Genomic DNA, 17,805 nt, shown 5'->3' on the forward strand with positions numbered 1-17,805 from the left:
GATGAGCAAGTCCCTGACCCACCAGGACGACGAAGGCCGCATTCGCATGGTCGATGTTGGCGATAAGCCCGTCACCCGGCGCCGCGCACTGGCGGGCGGGCATATCGCCATGTCCGGGACAGCCTTCAAAGCCATTCGCGACGGTCAGGGGCCGAAGGGTGATGCGCTGCAAACGGCGGAGCTGGCGGGCATTATGGCGGCCAAACGCACCGCCGACCTGATTCCGCTCTGCCATCCTCTGCCGCTGACCTCGGTCAAGGTGAAAATCGAGCCAGACGTCGATGGCAAGGGCTTTGATATTCGTGCCGAGGCGGTCTGCGATGGCAAGACCGGCGTCGAGATGGAAGCCCTGACGGCGGTCTCCATCGCCGCGCTGACGCTCTACGACATGACCAAGGCGATCGACAAAACCATGACGATCAGCGCCATACAATTGCTCGACAAAAGCGGCGGCCATTCGGGTGACTATCACCGGATAACACCGGACAGATGATTGCGCTGGACGACGCCATCGCCCTGATCCGGGACCGGATCCAGCCCCTTGGCGCGGAAACCGTTCCGCTCGGCGCGGCGCATCGGCGTTGGCTGGCGGCACCAGTGATCGCCGCGCGGACCCAGCCCCCCTTTGATGCCTCTGCCATGGACGGATATGCGGTCCGTTCCGCGGATCTGACCGGCTGGGACATCAGGCTCGATCTTCGCGGTGAATCTGCCGCCGGGCATGCCAGCCATCACGCCGTGGGCGCGGGCGGAGCGTTTCGCATTTCGACGGGAGCACGCCTGCCCGCCGGGGCGGATCAGGTTGTCATTCAGGAGAACTGCAGGAAGGCGGAAGGGGGCATCACAACCGCCGAGGCCCCTCACCCCGGCGCCCATATCCGCCGCGCCGGGATCGACTTCATGACCGGCGACACGCTACTCGAACCGGGCCAAAGCATGACGCCGGCAGCGATGTCTCTGGCGGCCAGTGCCGGGCATTCCGCCCTCTCCGTCTCCCGCCAGCCAATTGTCGGTCTTCTGTCGACCGGTGACGAGCTGGTCGAGATCGGCGCGGCCGCCGGACCGGACCAGATCATCAATTCACTCGGCCCGGGACTGACCGCCCTCGTCCAGGCATGGGGCGGCCTGCCCCGTTATCTCGGCATTGCCCGCGACGATGTGGTGGATGTCCGCGAAAAACTGCGGGCCGCCGAAGGTCTTGATCTCCTTGTCACCATTGGCGGTGCCTCGGTCGGCGATCACGACCATTTACGCCGTGTCTTCGGCGAGCTTGGCGGCGAGTTGTTCTTTGAAAAAATCGCCATCAAACCGGGCAAGCCGACCTGGTTCGGTCGCCTTGGATCGACCCCGGTCCTCGGCCTGCCGGGAAATCCGGTTTCAGCCATGGTTATGGCCCGGCTCTGTCTGAAACCGGCCATGGACCGTCTGTTGGGATCGGAAAATCCGGCGCTCTTCCTCAGCGCGCAGCTCGGCATTGACCTGCCCGCCAATGGCCCGCGCGAGAACATGATCCGCGCGCATTTCGATGCTGCCACAGGACAGATTGCACCTCTGGACAATCAGGATTCTTCGGCTCTGTCCGCACTGGTGGCGTCCAACGCCCTGATCCGGCGTCCGGCCGAAGCCCCTGCCGCTTCGGCCGGCGAGAGCGTCAGCTTTCTGCCGCTGGATGCCGGATGATCGCGCTGGCGGGACTGGCGGCGCTGTTCCTCCTGACAGCTCTGGCCTATGCCATGGTCGGCTTTGGCGGCGGCTCGACCTACACGGCGCTTCTGGTGCTGGCCGACACGGATTACCGCATCCTTCCCGCCATCTCTCTGGCCTGCAACATCACCGTCGTGACCGGTTCGGTCATCCAGTATGGATCGGCCGGACTGATCCGCTGGAAGCGGATTCTGCCGCTTGCCGCTGTGTCGGTGCCGATGGCGTTTCTGGGTGGGCTGATGGAGATTCCCGAACGCGCCTTCATCACAATTCTGGGCCTCTCGCTTCTGGCCTCGGCCGCTGCTCTGGTGATCCGGAAACCTGCGACAGCAGGGCCGCATAAAACCCTCCCGGCCTGGTCCGGCCCCGCACTCGGCGGCGGCATCGGGTTTCTCGCCGGTCTGGTCGGAATTGGCGGCGGGATTTTTCTCGCGCCGATCCTGCATCTTCTGCGCTGGGGCAAGGCGCGTGAGATCGCGGCAGCAGCCTCTGTCTTTATACTCGTCAATTCCATCGCCGGGCTGACCGGACAGGTGCAACGCTTGTCCGGGACGGGTGATATTGGCGCGATCATCGACTATTGGCCGCTTCTTCCCGCCGTTCTGATCGGCGGGCAGATCGGTGTCTGGCTGGGCCGCACCCGGACATCGGACATCTGGCTGATCCGCCTCACCGCATTGCTGGTGCTATTTGTTGCCGCACGGCTTCTATGGCGGGCTTCCGGTCTGTAAGGCGTTGTCGGGTTCGACAGCTGGCCGCTGCGGGTTCAGCGGATCGAGCCCCCCGCAACGACATGGCAACGATGCAGGCAATTCGGCCCGGGGTGGCGCCGCATGCCGACCGTGCACGACGCTTGACGCATCGCGCCCGGCAATCAAAAGCAATGGTGATGAACGGTATTCTGACCCACTCATTCGACGCACTGGTGATTGGCGCCGGTGCTGCCGGCCTGTTCTATGCTGCACGCGCGGGCGAAGCAGGTTTGCGGGTATTGGTCATCGATCATGCCGCCAAACCCGCCGAAAAGGTGCGTATCTCGGGCGGCGGTCGATGCAATTTCACTAATATCCATACGCGACCAGAAAATTTCATTTCGGAGAATCCGCATTTTGCCAAATCTGCGCTGGCGCGCTTTACGCCGCAGGATTTCATCGATCGGCTGGCCCGGCATGACATCACCTGGCACGAAAAGACGCTCGGCCAGCTTTTCTGCGACGGCCGTTCAGCGGCCATCATCGACATGCTGGTCGGTGAGTTGAGAGAGACGAGCGGCGAGCTGCAACTGGACACAAGCGTCGGCGAGATATCCAGAACGGCCGACGGATTTCGGGTCGAGACCTCGGGCGGGATCATCGAGACCCGTCGGCTGGTGATCGCCAGTGGCGGGCTCTCCATCCCGAAAATGGGGGCCTCCGGCCTGGCCTATGATGTCGCGCGTCAGTTCGGTCATACCATCATCGATCCGCGTCCGGCTCTGGTGCCCTTCGTTTTCGAGGGTCGCGACAAAAGCGACTTTGCCTCCATTTCAGGGCTCGCCTGCCCGGTCACCGCCCGCTCGGAACGCGCTGCTTTTGAAGAGGCCATGTTGTTTACCCATCGTGGCCTGTCGGGTCCCGCCATATTGCAGATCTCGTCCTACTGGGCAGAAGGCGAGCCAATCCGGCTTGACCTCCTCGCGGGGCTGGACGCCGGCGAGCGCCTCAAGGCGTTCAAGGCGGATCATCCCAGAAAAAGTTTCGCCAGCGCAATGGAAACGATTCTGCCCAATCGACTGGTCAGCCTGCTGACCCTGCGCGGCGACATTCCGGATATGCCGCGCATGGCGGACATGTCCCATTCGGCGATCGACAACGTGGTGGAAGACCTCTCGAACTGGACGATAAAGCCTGCCGGCACGGAAGGCTGGCGCACCGCCGAGGTCACGGCCGGGGGTGTGGATACGGCCGGCCTGTCTTCCAGCACCCTGGAAAGCCGTCGTGTCCCGGGCCTCTATTTCATCGGCGAATGTGTCGACGTCACGGGTTGGCTGGGCGGGTATAATTTCCAGTGGACCTGGTCCAGCGCATTCGCAGCCGCGCAAGCCTGAACCGTGGATCAGGACTCGCCCTGATCACCCTCAAAACACGCCAGAATCCGGTTCAGAAGCGTTTCGGCGGCAAAGGGTTTTTCAATCAGATCGGTAAATCCTGCACTCGCGAATTCCGGATCGCGGCTGACGCTTTCGTCCGCCGTCAGGGCGATAATCGGCCCCTCAAATCCGCCAGACCGGATCGAGCGGCACGCGGCCACGCCATCAATGCCCGGCATCCGGATGTCGAGGAGTATCCCGTCGAATGTTTGAGATGCGGCAGCTGCAATTGCATCCTGACCGTTGACGACAGCCACCACCTCGCAATGCGGCCCCAAGAGCCGCAACAGAACGGTTCGCATGATATCACTATCGTCGGCAACAAGAAGGCGAGGCATCGTCCGTCTCTATGTCGTATCCGGATGAAATGGAATGGTACGTTTTCACTCTGTCCGATTGTAAGGACTGGCGCGATCATGAATTCCGGCGAAGGGTTTCCCTGACAATTCCCGGCAGTTTTTTAAAGCCGCTTTCTCAGAATACGCGGGGCGCAATCAGCAGGGCCACGGCGCTGAGAACGGCAACGGCGACAATGTTCAGGATCAGGCCAACCCGGACCATGTGCGGAATGGCGACCATGCCGGAGCTGAACACCACCGCATTGGGCGGGGTCGCGACCGGGAGCATGAAGGCACAGCTCGCCGCCAGCGTGACCGGAATGACATAGACGAGCGGGTCCTGCCCGGTCTCGACGCCGATCGCTGCAATCACCGGCAGGAAGGTCGCGGTGGTTGCCAGATTACTGGTCAGCTCGGTGATGAAAATCACCAGAGCGGTGGCCGCCACGATCAGCAGGATCGTATTCAACCCGCCGACGGAGACCAATTGTTGCCCGAGCCACAAGGCCAGTCCGGAAGCGGAAACCGCTGTTGCGAGAGCCAGCCCGCCTCCAAACAGCACCAGCACGCCCCAGGGCAGCTTGGCCACAGCGTCCCAGGTCATCAAGGCCTGACCCTTTTTTCCCGAGGGAATCAGGAATGCGGCGACAGCCGCTGCCATGGCGACGCCCGTATCCGAAACCTCCCCCAGATAGGGAATGTCATTCAGCCATCCGCGTGACAGCCAGCCGACAACGAGGAAGGCAAACAGAAGCCCGGTCCGCACCTCGGCCTTGCTCATCTTGCCGAGCCCGGCCCGCATGGAGAGGATGTGCCGCACCGCTTCGTCAGACGCCTTGAAACTGATCGGGAAAACTATCCGCGTGAGCACCAGCCAGGCGATGGGCAGCATGATCAGGGACACCGGCAAACCGACCAGCATCCAGCGCGCAAAATCGATCTGGACATCGTAATTGTCCGACATGAAACCGACCATGAAGGCATTTGGCGGCGTCCCGACCAGCGTGGCCAACCCGCCAAGTGTTGCGCCATAGGCGAGACCCAGAAGCAGCGATACGCCGAAATTGGTCCGCTGGCGCTCATCGAGGGACGGCATGGTTTCATGGATGACCGTTACAACAGACATGGCGATGGGCAGCAGCATCAACGTGGTCGAGGTGTTGGATATCCACATGCTGACAAAGGCGGCGGCAAGCATGAAACCACCCACAAGGGCTCTGGCATCCGCCCCGGCGAGCGCGAAGACGGCGAGCGCGATACGGCGATGCAGGCCGCAGCGCTCAATGGCCAGCGCAACCACAAAGCCGCCAAAGAAGAGATAGATGATCGGATTGGCGTAGGGCGCAGCGATTTCGCGTGTCGATATCACATCAAGCAGAGGCAGGGCCACGAGTGGCAGGAATGCCGTAATGGCAACCGGAATCGCTTCCGTCGCCCACCATATCGCCATCCATGTTCCGATAGCGGCGACGATCACGCCTTCACGGGGCAAGCCCTCAGGTGCGAAGGTAAATCCGATGAGCAATGCCGCAAGAGGCCCGAGCAACAGGCCGATCCGCTGATAGAGTGCGGGGCTGGAATCCTCTTGTGGGGTCATCGGGTCACCTGTTCTGGGTCAATTCTTATGAAAGAAGGCGAGACAGGAGGCGCCGGGGGCACGACCTGTCATCATGGGGCTGTTCTTGTCCTGTCCGGCTGTGCCGCGATCAGGGCCGCGGCGGCCTCGGCCATTCCCGCATTGTCGTGTGCAATCCCGGGAACACTGACAGTGCTCCACAAGAAAGGCGTATCGAGCCGGTCGGCCTGAGCCTGTGCAAAAGCGAAGAAAAATTCGCCGCGGGCGTATCGATGCGGGCCTTGCGTCATCGCGTCCGGCGTACGCCGCAAATTCACGTCTTCCGGATCCGTGTCCTGATCACCCAGTAGCAACACCATCGGCCGGCCCAGCCATTGACGCACATCGTTCTGATCTGCCGGCACGCCGTGAAGCCCATAGGGCCAGGGCGTCCCGGCATCCGGTAATGTGTACCAGCCTGCATTTGCAGAATAGGCCGTATTCAGGCGCGGCAAGTCCTCGAACAGAAGTGCGCGGTGAACAAATTGCGCGCCCGCCGAATGGCCGAAAAGGAAATATCCCTCCGCCGTACCACCGCGCTGCATAATCGCATCGAAGAGCGGTTCGATTGCCGAGTAGGCATAGGGACCGTCAGTGCCGATTCCGCCAAGATTATACAAAGCGGCTCCGGGAAAGGAGTTTGCCGAGAATTCCGGCGCATAGATCCGCAAACCATATTCCCGGGCCAATGTCTCCCAGTTTGCCGCATAATCGTCCGCATTCCGGTTCACGCCGTGCATAACGATCACCACGGGCGCATCGCCCATGGCCTCCGGCAGGGGCTCGACAAAGAAGACGTTCATCGCCGGGCCGGACCAGCCGGAAAACACAAAACGGCCCGTGCGCAGGTCGTCGGCCAGAGCCAACCCTGCGGGAAGCATCGCAATGAAAAGGAAGGCAGCCAGACGGCGCAGCATGAGATGATCGGGGCGCCGCTGGACAGCAGCGCCCCTGCAATCACGAGCTAGAAGAATTTACGAATGTCGAGATAGATCTGACGTCCGCGAATGCTGTGATAGGCCGCATCATAGCCGTTGGTTTCATCGGCCAGCGGCGGATCTTCATCGAAGATATTATTTGCGCCAACGCGAATGCGCAGGCCATCGAAGGATCCATTGCTGTCGATGTCATACTCCATATAGGCGTTTACCTGGGTCCATTCATTGACAATGAATGGATCGCCATTCGGATCCAGTCCAGCGCCGGTATCGATAAACTCGCTGGTGTAGTCGGCGCGCACGCCACCACCAAAACCGCTCGGGTGACGCCATGTCAGGCTTCCTGCGACACGCCATTCCGGCTGACCGTCCTGGCGGATGATGTCCCCTTCCTGCGAAACGGTAATTTCATTGGAGATCAGGCCGCTATTCACAGCATCCCGGATCTGCTGGGCCCCGGGTGAAAGAGCGATGAAGTAGGTATCGAGGAAGGACGCATTCAGGCTGAGATCAAAGTCGCCGAGCGGCGTATCTTCGATTTCGTAGTAGAATCCGTAATCAATGCCGTCGACATCAATGTCTTCGTTATTGTCATACGTATCGCGGACAAACTGGATTTCGCCCACAGGGGTCAGGCCCGCTGCGGTGAAGAAGTTGATCTGGTCCTGATTGGGGGCCGAGCGAACCACATTGGGGTTGGACGAACCCTGCAAGCGCAGCAGGTAATCCAGGCTGATATGGTTTTCTGCGCCAAACACGCCCACCACGCCGCGGCGCTGGATCTCCCAGCGATCAACGGTGATGGTCAGGGAGTTCAGCACGCTGAGCGGTCCTTGCAGGCCCCGTGGCTCGAAAACAACGCCATAAGTGACGTTGATATCGTCTTCCGGGCCGATATCGTCAGCCACGGAACGGCGCTCGGTACGGCCTTCCGTGAAGCCGTTACAGGCCGCAAAATTGGCAAAGGTTCCGTTTCGAACGCCGCCTTCACAAAAGTAGCTGTCTTCGCGGGAATTGGAGCGATCGACACCTTCATTGACCACTAGCAGGTTTGGTGCCCGGAAGCCTTCCGAATAGGCGCCGCGGAACATCAGGCCTTCAAAAGGCGTCCATGCCGCCGCCACACGCGGTGTCACGCCACTGCTGCCGAAATCGGAATAATGTTCGGCACGCGCCGCAATCTGGATGTCGAACGTATCGATCAGCGGAATATTCATATCCGGGCTGACAAGAGGGATGGACGCTTCGACAAAGGCCGCGAAAACATCGCGTGCCCCCCGCGAATCCGGCGTCGGGCTGGTGCCATAAATGTCGGTTTCGCTGGTTTCGCCGGTGACGGCGTCTGTGAATGTGATCGTGCCGTCGACGCGGGCGTCGCGATCTTCCTCATAGCGCCTCATTCCGAATTCGGCGCCGGTCGCAATACCGATATCGCCCCCGGCGATGCTGAAGACGCTGCCATTGCTGGCCCTGAAATCGATCAGGGAAAGCTCTGTCGTACTTTTGCGGACCACATCGACGAGGAAGGGGTCAATGAGATTTTGCGCGTTGGGCGTGGCATCGCCGATGGATGGATTGTTCGGATCGCCACCGTTGAAAATGTTGTAGACGTTCGGCGTTTCGTTCGAAAGCGCCTGCTGGAACAGGGTCCGGGAAATCGAATTGTTGACCGTGTCTTCAGCATAAGCGCGATTATAGAGCAGCGCCGTATCCCAATCCCACCCCGACGTGCCAAACTCGCCGCGGGCACCGCCGAGCAGGCGCCATTGCGTGTTGACGACCTCGATATCGCGGAAGCCCACATCAACGAAACGATAGCGACCCGCGTCGGTGAAGACGGGCAAACCGCCAACCGGTACATTTGTCAGACCCGGCAGACGGTTGGGGTTGGGAGAGCCATCGGAGAACGTCACCGGTCCGAACGGATTGTAATAATAATTGGCCGGAATGGAGATGTTTGTCGCACCAATGCCGTTCCGCGGCTCGTTGGTCGATTGCGTCTCGGCATAATAATAGCCGAACTCGCCATAAAGACGGATACCGATATCCATGTCGTGATTGACGAAACCAAAGAGGTTGACGCGTTCGCGATCGGAGATGATGGAGCGTTCATAAGCGCCGTCAAAGCGCAGATCGCGATCCTGACTACCATCGTCAATGCAGATATTGGCCACCGACAGCGCACCAGCCGTATTGGCGCGGCAACCGGCGAAACTGTCCGGCTGGATATGAAAAACGCCGGAAGTCGATGTCAGTGTCGTCCCGTTCTGCCTGACCCGGGTGCTCGACGTCGTCCGCAACGTCCATTGCCCCCAGGGCGTTTGGGTGGCCCGGTTGTCAAACGAGGCATCGCCCTCGAAACTCGTGCCGATCAGAAAGGGGCGTCTGTCCTCGGTCGCCGCGAAAGGATGCTCGGAAGCAAACATTCCATCGCGTCGTGAATATTCCGCCGAGAGCGAGATATTGGTCTGGCCATTGTTGAAGTCATCGCCCGCGCGAAGCGTCAGCGTTTGTTCGTTGAGCCCGCTGCCGGTGGCAAACAGATGGCGGGCGCGCGCATAGAGACCATCGACATCATCGGAGAGAATTGTGTTGAACACACCCGCAACCGCATCGGAACCATAAATGGCGGACGCGCCGTCATTCAGCACTTCGACGCGCGCAATCCCAGCGACCGGAAGCGAGTTGACGTTAATCGTGGTGACCGGAGTCGACAATTCCGCCTGGGTCGACGGGTGATTGACGACGCGGCGGCCATTGAGCAGGACAAGCGTACCGCTGGAGCCGATCGAACGCAGGTTGATGGACGCGACATCACCGCGGGCATTGTTGTTCGTGGTGTTGTTGTCGGTCCGGAACTGAACGCCGCCCTGCGAGGGCAGGGAGCGGATCAGGTCTTCGCCATCGACTCCGCCGATGGAGTCGAGCTCGTTCTGGCCGATAATGGTCACGGGCAGTGATTCGTTGATGCGGGCACCCTGAATATTGGTACCTGTGACCACAATAATATCGGCTGGTTCAACCTGTGCAGGCCGCGCGTCCGGCGTTTGCTCCACGGGCGCATTTTGCGCGAAGGCGCTCCCGCCAAAGGCCAGAACGCTGAGTGCGATCCCCGAATTCAAGATACCCCGATATGACATTGTGTTCTCCCCTACACGATTTGAAATTGACGAAAGCAACGCTGCTGGACAGTGTCAACAAAAATTATACACTCGGTTCAAATTCAATGCAGCCAGTTGGCTTGGTTTTCCGGCCAGCATTTTCCATGATGCCGCCGCCGGTGCGCTTTCGTTTCGGTTGTCAGAACAATGGCGAAATCCAGAATGACCGTTCTCAGACCCAAATTTCCGGACCACAGATCGCCCTTTTCAAAGCGGCAGGAGCGGGCTCGAAAGACAGCGGCCATCCGCGCGGCTGCCGCCCAGCGGTTCAGCACATACGGAGTGCAGGGGACACGGCTGGAGGATATCGCAGCCGATCTCGGCCTGACCAAGACCAGCATTGCATACTACTATCCGTCGAAGGATGACCTGGTCGAAGCGGTCTTCCTGACCGCCGCCGAGTTTCTGGAAGAGGCCGTCAGCCATGCCGAGGAAATGGCGGCGACGGCTGACCTCAGGATTCTGGGCCTTTTTCAGGCCTATGTCGATCAGCTCACCGATGCGGTTGACGGCCAGCGCAGCCACCCGGCTCAGCTCCAGGAGCTCGATACACTGCCAGAGGACATGCAGGCGCGGATCGTCAAACGCCTGAGTGCAACTGTCGGGCGCGTCAACGCTATCGTCCAGGACTGGCTCGATCAGACCAATCATTCTCCGGGACGCAGCGAGCCCGTGACCTTCTGCCTGTTTGCCTTGCTGGACTGGTTGAAGGTGAGCGCGAACGAGTTGTCAGGCGAAGATTTCAAGAAAGACTCCACAGTCTTGCTGGATATCCTCGGTGGAGGATTGGCAAGGCGCGGTGCGCTGTCAGGCCGGATCACGCCGCAATTCAACACGCATGATGAATTGCCGCAGATTTTTGATCGCGAGGCCCGCAAGCAAGTCAAGCGTGAGGCCTTTCTCAAGGCCGGGATAAGGTTTTTCAATCAGTATGGGTTTGAGGGCGTATCGCTCGCCGATGTCGCCGGTTCCCTAGGCGTCACACGCGGCGCTTTTTACTATCATATCCCTGACAAGGAGAGCTTTCTCGAGCAATGTCTCGACCACTCTCTGGATACGGCGGAAGCCACGTTTGATGCAGCAGATCAGACCCATAGCGGTCTCGATTTCATTCAGCGCGTTCTGTTCGATTTGATCTACATGCAGGCAAGCGGCGCAACGCCTGTCATCCGGCCCGGACTGATGTCTGCCCTGCCATCTACGCGGCAGAAAAGGTATCAGGTCCGTCTTCGCAACATCGCTCGCCGCCTGGGAGATGCCCACGACGCTGCGATCGCCGCCGGCACGGCGCGCCAGCACGATACAGCGGCCGTCGAAACCATTCTGGCCAGCATCATGTTTCTCAATGACGGTTACACTCTGGCGGCAGCCAACAGTTTCAACGACTGGCGCATATCCGAACATCCGCAGTCTGCGACGAATGATTACCTGTACATCCTGTTCTTCGGATTGACGGCAGGTGACGCGTGATAAGGGCGCTCCTGCTGATCGCGGCGCTTGTGCCTGCCGCCTGCTCCCGATCGACAACGGATAACGCCGAAGTCGCGCCTGTTACAGCCGCAGCGATCGAGGCTGAAGCCGCCGTCACGCCGGATCCACCAGCCTTCATTCCCCAGACCCGCCCCCTGTCGCGCAATAGCGAAATCGCCACGATTTTCTCGACGCCGGCGTTGAACGCCGAGGTGCTCAGGCTGGAAGCCGCGCTCGCGCGGGCCCAGGCTTTTCATGGTGTCATCCCGCAATCGGCGGCGGACGCAATCTCTGCTGCGGCCGTGCCGGAAAACATCCCGCAGGACGCGATCGACGCCGAATATGCTGTCGTCCGCCACCGCATGGTCGCCTTTCTGAACGTATTCCGGCGGTCACTCGACGAGGAGAGCGCGAATTACCTGCATTTCGGGGCGACGACCGTCGACCTTTACGACAGTGCCGCCATGCTTCAGATGCGCGCCTCCGTCTTCGAAATGATCGAGAATTTGCGGACCATCGAGCTGCAACTCATCGAGCTCGCCGACCGCTATAAAGACACCCCCATGATCGGGCGCACTCTGGGCCAGCACGCACTGCCCATTACGTTCGGCAAGAAGCTGAGCGGCTATATCGGCGAGAACCGGCGCCACATCGATCGCCTCGCAGACCTGCTCGACCGCATCGAGCGATCGATCATCATGAAGGGTGCCGTCGGCAGCTATCTGGGCCTCGGGCCCGAGGGGCAGAATGTCGAAGCCCGGATGGCAGTCGAGCTCGGCCTGCCGGCGCCTTACCCGGACGACTGGCATGCCAGCCGCGATGTTTTTGCCGAATTTGCCCTGGTGCAAGCGATGATGGCGCGCACCTGGGGCCGGCTGGGACAGGAGGTTTTTCTGCTCCAGATGACGGATATCGGCTCGGTCATGGAGGCGGTGCCCACGGGCTCCGTCGGGTCAAGCACAATGCCGCACAAGGTCAACCCGTCGCTCTCCGAGGCCCTGATCCAGCACAGCCGCACCATACCGCGTCTCGCCGAGATCGTATTGGATGACATGGTCAATTTCTTCGAGCGGGACAACACCTCCCGGCCCAACCGCGCCATCGAGGATGTCGCAATTGCCACAGAGGAAATGCTCGGCGATGCCAGCCGCTTGCTGTCGCGCATACGAGTGGACGAGGCCCGCATGGCAGAAAACCTTCAACGCAGTCAGGGCTGGATTCTGACCCAGCGTATCGTGTTTGCGGTGCAGGAGGATCTCGGGCGTGAGGCCGCAGAGCACCGCCTCCGCGATCTGGCCGCCGCGGCAACCGGCACCGGCGCCTCGCTGCGGGACGCCATCGAGAGCGATGCCGAACTGTCCGCTCTCCTGTCGCCGGAAGAGCTTGAAGCCCTGCTCGATCCGAACACCTATCTGGGCCTTGATGCCGCGCTCGTAGATGCCGTGATTGCCGAAGCCCGCGCCGCCCGGCTGGAGGACCCCGTCCGATGAATGTCAAACCTGTGTTGAGCACGCTGGCGCTTCTTGGCGCGGCCGGCTTTCTGGGCGCTTGCGCGACCCCATCAACAGAATTGGCCGATTGCGCGCAAGGCGATGTCCGCCTGACGCAGGATTTTTCCGGCTCGCCCGCTTACGCCTGCACACGAACGGGGCCGGCAGCCTTTCAACTGGCTGTCGCGCCGGAAAGTGCACCGATCAATCCCAGCCCCTGGTTCGCCTTCGACCTTGAGGCAGAGCGCGAGACCGGGGTGAGCGTTCAACTCGATTACGGTGAGTACGAACATCGCTACCGTCCGGAAATCAATCACGGCGATGGCATCTGGGCCGCCTTGCCCGATACCGCCGTCCGGCTCGAAGCCGGCGACAGTGTCGCCGTGATAAGTGTTGATATCGGGCCGGGCATTGTGCGGATCGCAGGACAAGAGGTTTTCGGCGTTGAAGACCGGGCGCAATGGCGGGCGGAGTTTGCGGCGCGAAACGGCCTCACCCGCCAGACCATCGGCCAGAGCATCGATCGCCAGCCTGTCGAGGCCCTGTCCCGGTCCGCATCGGCACAGAATGCCCCGCTCATCGTCATACTGGGCGGCCAGCACCCGCCGGAGGTGACCGGCGTGCTGGGGCTTCGGGCTTTTCTGGAAACCCTGCTTGGTTCCGCGTCCGGTGACAACCCGCTGGATCTCTATGAATGGCTGATCATACCCGACCTCAATCCGGACGGCGTCGACCGCGGACACTGGCGGCAAAATCTTGGCCGGATGGATCTGAATCGCGACTGGGGTCCCTTCACCCAGCCCGAAACCGCTGCCGTCCTTGCCGAACTCGAAACGCGCGTGTCAGAAGGGCAGGTGCCTTTTCTGATGCTGGATTTTCACAGCACACATCGCGACGTGCTGTACACGCCACCCGATGACCTTGGCCTGTCACCCGATAATTTCGCGGCGGACTGGATCGCTATTCTCAATGGAATCTGGCCGGGTGAAGGTGAGGCTTTTGCCCGGGGCCCGGGGCATAATCCCGACCTTCCCACATCCAAGACCTGGTTCGCGACACGCTTTGGTGCGCCGGGAATAACGGTGGAGTTCGGCGATGAAACCGACCGCGGCCGGATCATGATGCTGGCGCAAACAGCGGCACAGGCGCTCAGGATTTATCTCGAGGATGCCCAAGCGGAAAATGAAGCCGCCGGATTCTTGCCCCCTGGAAATGCGCGCCCGGATTGAGGCCGTGTCAGACGAACGCGAACCGGTCTCATTTTGCCAGGGTGTCGCCGATTCAGGCGGCAAGCCGCCGCCATTCGGCCAGCGCGATTTGGCGGCTCTCCTTGAACCGGCTTCGGTCGTTGATGTGGCACGCGGGATTGAAGACGTCGTGGTCCGCGGCGCTGTTTGGCGCGCCTTCGCGAACAATCGAACGAGACAGGAATGGGTGGCGGCGCTGTCAGACTAAAGCGAACCGGTCTCAGTTTGCCGCCAACCCGCTAACACCGAGTTTCTTCTGACAAAGCCTTCAGCTCTGCAGCAAGCTGGGAATTATACGAAATTGCTCGCCAGTCGCCCGCATTTATGAGCGAAGGTGGCGCAATCCAGGAGCCCCCGACACAACCCACATTTGGCAAAGCGAGATAGTCTACCGCCCTGTCTTTTGAAATTCCGCCTGTCGGACAAAAACGAAGGTCCGGTAGAGGTCCGCTCAGTGATTTGAGGTAATCAATGCCGCCGGCCGCCTCGGCTGGAAAGAACTTCAACCCCCGAAACCCCTGATCAAAGGCTCGCATGGCCTCGCCAGCTGTCGCCACACCGGGCAGGGCCGCACAACCGGAGGCGATCATCGCTGCTCCCAGCTCCGGTGTCAGGCCCGGCGATACAAGGAAATCCGCACCGGCCTCAACGCTTGCATCGATCTGTGACGTGCTCCGGATGGTTCCCATACCCACCAGCAGATCGGGGCAGGCGGATTTCATTTCCTTCATGATGGCAAGAGCATCATCGGTTCGAAGCGTCATTTCGATGACTTTCAGACCACCGGAATATAGCGCCTCTGCCAAGGGCACAGCATCGGCAATGCGCTCGACGGTCAGAACGGGAATAATGCTGGCAGCTTCAAAAATCGTATTCACGCTGCTCATCAATGATCTCCATACCGCGCAGCCAGGGCTGCGGCGCCGCGCAAGGCCGGTGTATCTGAAAGTATAAGGGAAACGGGTATCCCCGCGGCGAAATCATTCATGGGCGCATGCTGACGGAACCGGTCCAGAAACTGCTCGGAATCAAAAAGCGGGTGGATGACGGGCGTGATCCCGCCGGATACATAGACGCCTCCTTTTGCACCCGTGATATAGGCGGCATCACCTGCAAAGCTGGCAAGAACCAGCCAGAACGTCTCCACCACACGACGGGCAAGGCTCTTGGGTTCAGCCAGAGCTTCAAACGTTATGTCCTCGGCCGAATATCCCGGCCATGTTCGGCCTTCAATCGCACAAAGCGCGCGATGCAGATTCACCAGACCCCGTCCCGACAGGATGCGTTCCCAGGACACGAAACCGAGTTCCTGGGCCAGATAGTCCGCGACTTCCCGTTCCAGCTCGCTTCGAGGCGCAAACCCGGCATGGCCACCTTCCGTCGCGACAATACGTATGTCGTCGCCGTCCTGATGGAGCTGGCCAAGGCCGAGACCTGTACCGGGCCCCAGGACAATTCGCGGTGCACTGGATTGCCCGGCCCCGGCGAAAACGATCTCGCATTCCGACCCGGACGCGAAAACCGCGCCGCGCGCCTGGGCTGCAAAATCATTCACCGCAGTCAGAAACGGCAAACGAAGGTCATTTTTCAAAGTCGTGCTTTCAAAGGACCATGAGGTATTGGTCAAGCGAATCTCGGGAGTACCGACAGGGCCAGCCACGGCAAAACATCCCCCCGAAAGCCGCGTATCGGAACAGCTTTCGAGATAGGCATGCGCGGCATCGCGAAGCGTTTCGAAATCAGCGGTTTTCAGCTTCCGTGTATTTTCCAGTACGAACCCTTTGCGCAGATTACCGCTGGCCAACGCAAATCTCGCATTGGTCCCGCCTATATCGGCTACGAGATAGATAGCCGACCCCATCATGTCGAAACAGCTTCCCCTGCCGTCCCGGCCCCATCAAGCCCCGGTAAGGAAATAGCTCCGGATTCCGCGGACGTCGCAACAGAACGGAAGCCGGCAAACAATTCGCGCCCGATGCCCGTCTCGCTGCTCTTACCAGCGGTAGCTGGCGGTCGACGGGACAGGTCTGCGGCTATATCCAGCCGCCCCGAACGAGCGTCCAGTGTGATGATGTCCCCGTCACAAACCCTTGCCAGAGGACCATCGCATGCGGCTTCCGGCGAGACGTGAATCGCGGCTGGTACTTTTCCAGAGGCCCCCGACATCCGCCCGTCCGTCACCAGCGCCACTTTGAAGCCCCGGTCCTGCAACACTCCGAGTGAAGGAGACAGTTTATGTAATTCCGGCATGCCATTGGCGCGCGGTCCCTGAAACCGGATAACCGCAACAAAATCCCTGTCCAGTTCGCCGGCCTTGAAACGCTCGATAAACGTATCCTGACTATCGAACACAATCGCCGGTGCGGAAACGACATGATGCTCTGGCTTAACTGCTGAAACCTTGATCACTGCCCGCCCGAGGGGCCCGTCCAATACCCGCAGGCCACCATCTTCCGAAAAGGGCGCAGACACCGGCCGCACAATGTCAGTGTTTGCGCTTTCGGCGGCTCCGCTTTGCCATTTAATGCCATCGCTCGCCTCGAACGGCTCCTGCGTATAGGCCCGCAGCCCCCGCCCGGCGACGGTGCGGACGTCTTCATGCAAAAGTCCTGCATCGATCAGCTCCCGGATCACCAGGGCCAGCCCGCCTGCGGCATGGAAATGATTCACGTCAGCGGGGCCATTGGGGTAAATCCGGCAAAGCAACGGCGTCACCGCGGCCAGTTCGTCAAAATCATCCCAGTTCACCAGAATACCGGCGGCACGGGCAATGGCGACAAGGTGTAGCGTGTGATTGGTTGATCCACCAGTGGCGTGAAGACCGACAATGGCGTTTGCGATCGAACGCTCATCAACCACTTTATAGAGGGGAGTGGGATTAGATCCTGTCTCGGTCAGGTCGACAACTGCCCGTGCAGACGCCTCGGTAATAGGTCTTCGCATTGGGTCATCGGGATTCACGAAGGCGGCCCCGGGCAAATGCAGCCCCATAATTTCCATCAGCATCTGGTTGGAATTCGCTGTGCCATAGAATGTGCATGTCCCCGGCGAGTGATAGCTCGCCGACTCCGCTTCCAGCAAATCTTCCCGGCTGGCCTTACCTTCAGCATAAAGCTGACGGATACGGGCCTTTTCCGGATTTGGCAAACCGGACCGCATCGGGCCTGCCGGAATAAAGATGGTCGGCAAATGCCCAAATCGAAGCGCCCCCATAAGGAGGCCGGGCACGATCTTGTCACAGACGCCCAGACACAAAACGCCGTCAAACATGTCATGCGACAGAGCGATCGCTGTGGACATGGCAATGACGTCCCGGCTGAACAGCGACAGTTCCATCCCCGCTTGGCCTTGCGTGACACCATCGCACATCGCCGGCACGCCACCCGCCACCTGACCGGTTGCCCGGACATCGCGCAAGGCCGAGCGAATGATTTCCGGATAAGCTTCAAAAGGCTGGTGCGCCGACAACATGTCATTATAGGCGGTGACGATACCGATATTGGCCGCACGCGCGCCCTTCATCGCCTCCTTGTCTGACGCCGGGCAGGCCGCAAAACCGTGCGCCAGATTCCCGCAGGACAAAGACAATCTGCGCGGCCCGCGGCCCCCAGCCGCTTCCATCTGGGCAACATACGCAGCGCGGGGCTCCCGACTGCGTTCAATGATGCGATCCGTGACGGACTTCAGTACCGCATTGCGGTTCATGCTATTGCT

15 protein-coding genes are annotated in these 17,805 nt (G+C 60.4%); 8 read left to right on the forward strand and 7 right to left on the reverse strand.

Annotated elements, in window-relative coordinates:
- The first annotated feature begins 1 nt into the window (after position 1).
- The 4 genes from moaC (at position 2) to HXX25_RS10140 (ending at position 3,790) form a co-directional block, all read left to right on the forward strand.
- Positions 2–493, forward strand: coding sequence for a cyclic pyranopterin monophosphate synthase MoaC (moaC, locus tag HXX25_RS10125; protein WP_187165802.1), 492 nt, complete (start codon positions 2–4; stop codon positions 491–493).
- Entirely contained in the window at positions 490–1,680 is a 1,191-nt protein-coding gene (glp, locus tag HXX25_RS10130) for a gephyrin-like molybdotransferase Glp (RefSeq protein WP_187165803.1), read from the forward strand. The genes moaC and glp overlap by 4 nt, the downstream gene beginning before the upstream one ends.
- Entirely contained in the window at positions 1,677–2,435 is a 759-nt protein-coding gene (locus HXX25_RS10135) for a sulfite exporter TauE/SafE family protein (protein WP_187165804.1), read from the forward strand. The genes glp and HXX25_RS10135 overlap by 4 nt, the downstream gene beginning before the upstream one ends.
- 158 nt (positions 2,436–2,593) lie before the next feature.
- On the forward strand, positions 2,594–3,790 hold the full coding sequence (locus tag HXX25_RS10140) for an NAD(P)/FAD-dependent oxidoreductase (protein WP_187165805.1): 1,197 nt from the start codon (positions 2,594–2,596) through the stop codon (positions 3,788–3,790).
- 8 nt (positions 3,791–3,798) lie between these two features.
- On the opposite strand, the gene HXX25_RS10145 is transcribed toward HXX25_RS10140, so the two are convergent.
- From HXX25_RS10145 to HXX25_RS10160, 4 genes are all read right to left on the reverse strand, one after another.
- Positions 3,799–4,170, reverse strand: a complete 372-nt coding sequence (locus HXX25_RS10145; RefSeq protein WP_187165806.1) for a response regulator — start codon at positions 4,168–4,170, stop codon at positions 3,799–3,801.
- Between the two features lie 136 nt (positions 4,171–4,306).
- Complete coding sequence (locus HXX25_RS10150) at positions 4,307–5,767, reverse strand: DASS family sodium-coupled anion symporter (protein WP_187165807.1); 1,461 nt, start codon at positions 5,765–5,767, stop codon at positions 4,307–4,309.
- Positions 5,768–5,838: 71 nt separating this feature from the next.
- Positions 5,839–6,702 carry an alpha/beta hydrolase gene (locus HXX25_RS10155; RefSeq protein WP_187165808.1) on the reverse strand — a complete coding sequence of 288 codons (864 nt, stop codon included), beginning with the start codon at positions 6,700–6,702 and terminating at the stop codon, positions 5,839–5,841.
- Positions 6,703–6,749: 47 nt separating this feature from the next.
- A complete protein-coding gene (locus tag HXX25_RS10160) occupies positions 6,750–9,863 on the reverse strand; it encodes a TonB-dependent receptor domain-containing protein (RefSeq protein ID WP_187165809.1) in 3,114 nt (1,037 codons plus the stop codon).
- A 183-nt stretch (positions 9,864–10,046) separates the two neighbouring features.
- On the opposite strand from HXX25_RS10160, the gene HXX25_RS10165 reads away from it, so the two are divergent.
- From HXX25_RS10165 to HXX25_RS10180, 4 genes are read left to right on the forward strand one after another with little or no spacing between them, the layout of a single operon-like run.
- Entirely contained in the window at positions 10,047–11,354 is a 1,308-nt protein-coding gene (locus HXX25_RS10165) for a TetR/AcrR family transcriptional regulator (protein ID WP_187165810.1), read from the forward strand.
- Positions 11,351–12,844, forward strand: a complete 1,494-nt coding sequence (locus HXX25_RS10170) for a lyase family protein (RefSeq protein ID WP_187165811.1) — start codon at positions 11,351–11,353, stop codon at positions 12,842–12,844. The genes HXX25_RS10165 and HXX25_RS10170 overlap by 4 nt, the downstream gene beginning before the upstream one ends.
- On the forward strand, positions 12,841–14,073 hold the full coding sequence (locus tag HXX25_RS10175) for a M14 family metallopeptidase (RefSeq protein ID WP_187165812.1): 1,233 nt from the start codon (positions 12,841–12,843) through the stop codon (positions 14,071–14,073). Before HXX25_RS10170 ends, HXX25_RS10175 begins: the two co-directional genes overlap by 4 nt.
- A gap of 4 nt (positions 14,074–14,077) precedes the next feature.
- A complete protein-coding gene (locus HXX25_RS10180) occupies positions 14,078–14,299 on the forward strand; it encodes a hypothetical protein (protein ID WP_187165813.1) in 222 nt (73 codons plus the stop codon).
- Positions 14,300–14,330: 31 nt separating this feature from the next.
- Here HXX25_RS10180 and eda read toward each other — a convergent pair whose 3' ends face one another.
- From eda to edd, 3 genes are read right to left on the reverse strand one after another with little or no spacing between them, the layout of a single operon-like run.
- Positions 14,331–14,978, reverse strand: coding sequence for a bifunctional 4-hydroxy-2-oxoglutarate aldolase/2-dehydro-3-deoxy-phosphogluconate aldolase (eda, locus tag HXX25_RS10185; protein WP_187165814.1), 648 nt, complete (start codon positions 14,976–14,978; stop codon positions 14,331–14,333).
- Positions 14,978–15,955 (reverse strand): glucokinase, encoded by a 978-nt coding sequence (gene glk, locus HXX25_RS10190; RefSeq protein ID WP_187165815.1) that lies wholly within the window; start codon positions 15,953–15,955, stop codon positions 14,978–14,980. The genes eda and glk overlap by 1 nt, the downstream gene beginning before the upstream one ends.
- Positions 15,952–17,796, reverse strand: a complete 1,845-nt coding sequence (edd, locus tag HXX25_RS10195) for a phosphogluconate dehydratase (protein WP_187165816.1) — start codon at positions 17,794–17,796, stop codon at positions 15,952–15,954. The genes glk and edd overlap by 4 nt, the downstream gene beginning before the upstream one ends.
- Positions 17,797–17,805 lie beyond the last annotated feature (9 nt).

Origin of the sequence: Hyphobacterium sp. CCMP332 (assembly GCF_014323565.1) — a bacterium.
GTDB lineage: Bacteria > Pseudomonadota > Alphaproteobacteria > Caulobacterales > Maricaulaceae > Hyphobacterium.

What these genes read in the sequence shown, in the direction of transcription:
- eda (WP_187165814.1), bottom strand. Translation starts at nt 14,978, where the DNA reads ATGAGCAGCGTGAATACGATTTTTGAAGCTGCCAGCATTATTCCCGTT.
- HXX25_RS10140 (WP_187165805.1), top strand. Translation starts at nt 2,594, where the DNA reads ATGAACGGTATTCTGACCCACTCATTCGACGCACTGGTGATTGGCGCC.
- HXX25_RS10145 (WP_187165806.1), bottom strand. Translation starts at nt 4,170, where the DNA reads ATGCCTCGCCTTCTTGTTGCCGACGATAGTGATATCATGCGAACCGTT.
- HXX25_RS10160 (WP_187165809.1), bottom strand. Translation starts at nt 9,863, where the DNA reads ATGTCATATCGGGGTATCTTGAATTCGGGGATCGCACTCAGCGTTCTG.
- moaC (WP_187165802.1), top strand. Translation starts at nt 2, where the DNA reads ATGAGCAAGTCCCTGACCCACCAGGACGACGAAGGCCGCATTCGCATG.
- edd (WP_187165816.1), bottom strand. Translation starts at nt 17,796, where the DNA reads ATGAACCGCAATGCGGTACTGAAGTCCGTCACGGATCGCATCATTGAA.
- HXX25_RS10175 (WP_187165812.1), top strand. Translation starts at nt 12,841, where the DNA reads ATGAATGTCAAACCTGTGTTGAGCACGCTGGCGCTTCTTGGCGCGGCC.
- HXX25_RS10135 (WP_187165804.1), top strand. Translation starts at nt 1,677, where the DNA reads ATGATCGCGCTGGCGGGACTGGCGGCGCTGTTCCTCCTGACAGCTCTG.
- HXX25_RS10155 (WP_187165808.1), bottom strand. Translation starts at nt 6,702, where the DNA reads ATGCTGCGCCGTCTGGCTGCCTTCCTTTTCATTGCGATGCTTCCCGCA.
- glk (WP_187165815.1), bottom strand. Translation starts at nt 15,955, where the DNA reads ATGATGGGGTCGGCTATCTATCTCGTAGCCGATATAGGCGGGACCAAT.
- HXX25_RS10150 (WP_187165807.1), bottom strand. Translation starts at nt 5,767, where the DNA reads ATGACCCCACAAGAGGATTCCAGCCCCGCACTCTATCAGCGGATCGGC.
- HXX25_RS10165 (WP_187165810.1), top strand. Translation starts at nt 10,047, where the DNA reads ATGACCGTTCTCAGACCCAAATTTCCGGACCACAGATCGCCCTTTTCA.
- glp (WP_187165803.1), top strand. Translation starts at nt 490, where the DNA reads ATGATTGCGCTGGACGACGCCATCGCCCTGATCCGGGACCGGATCCAG.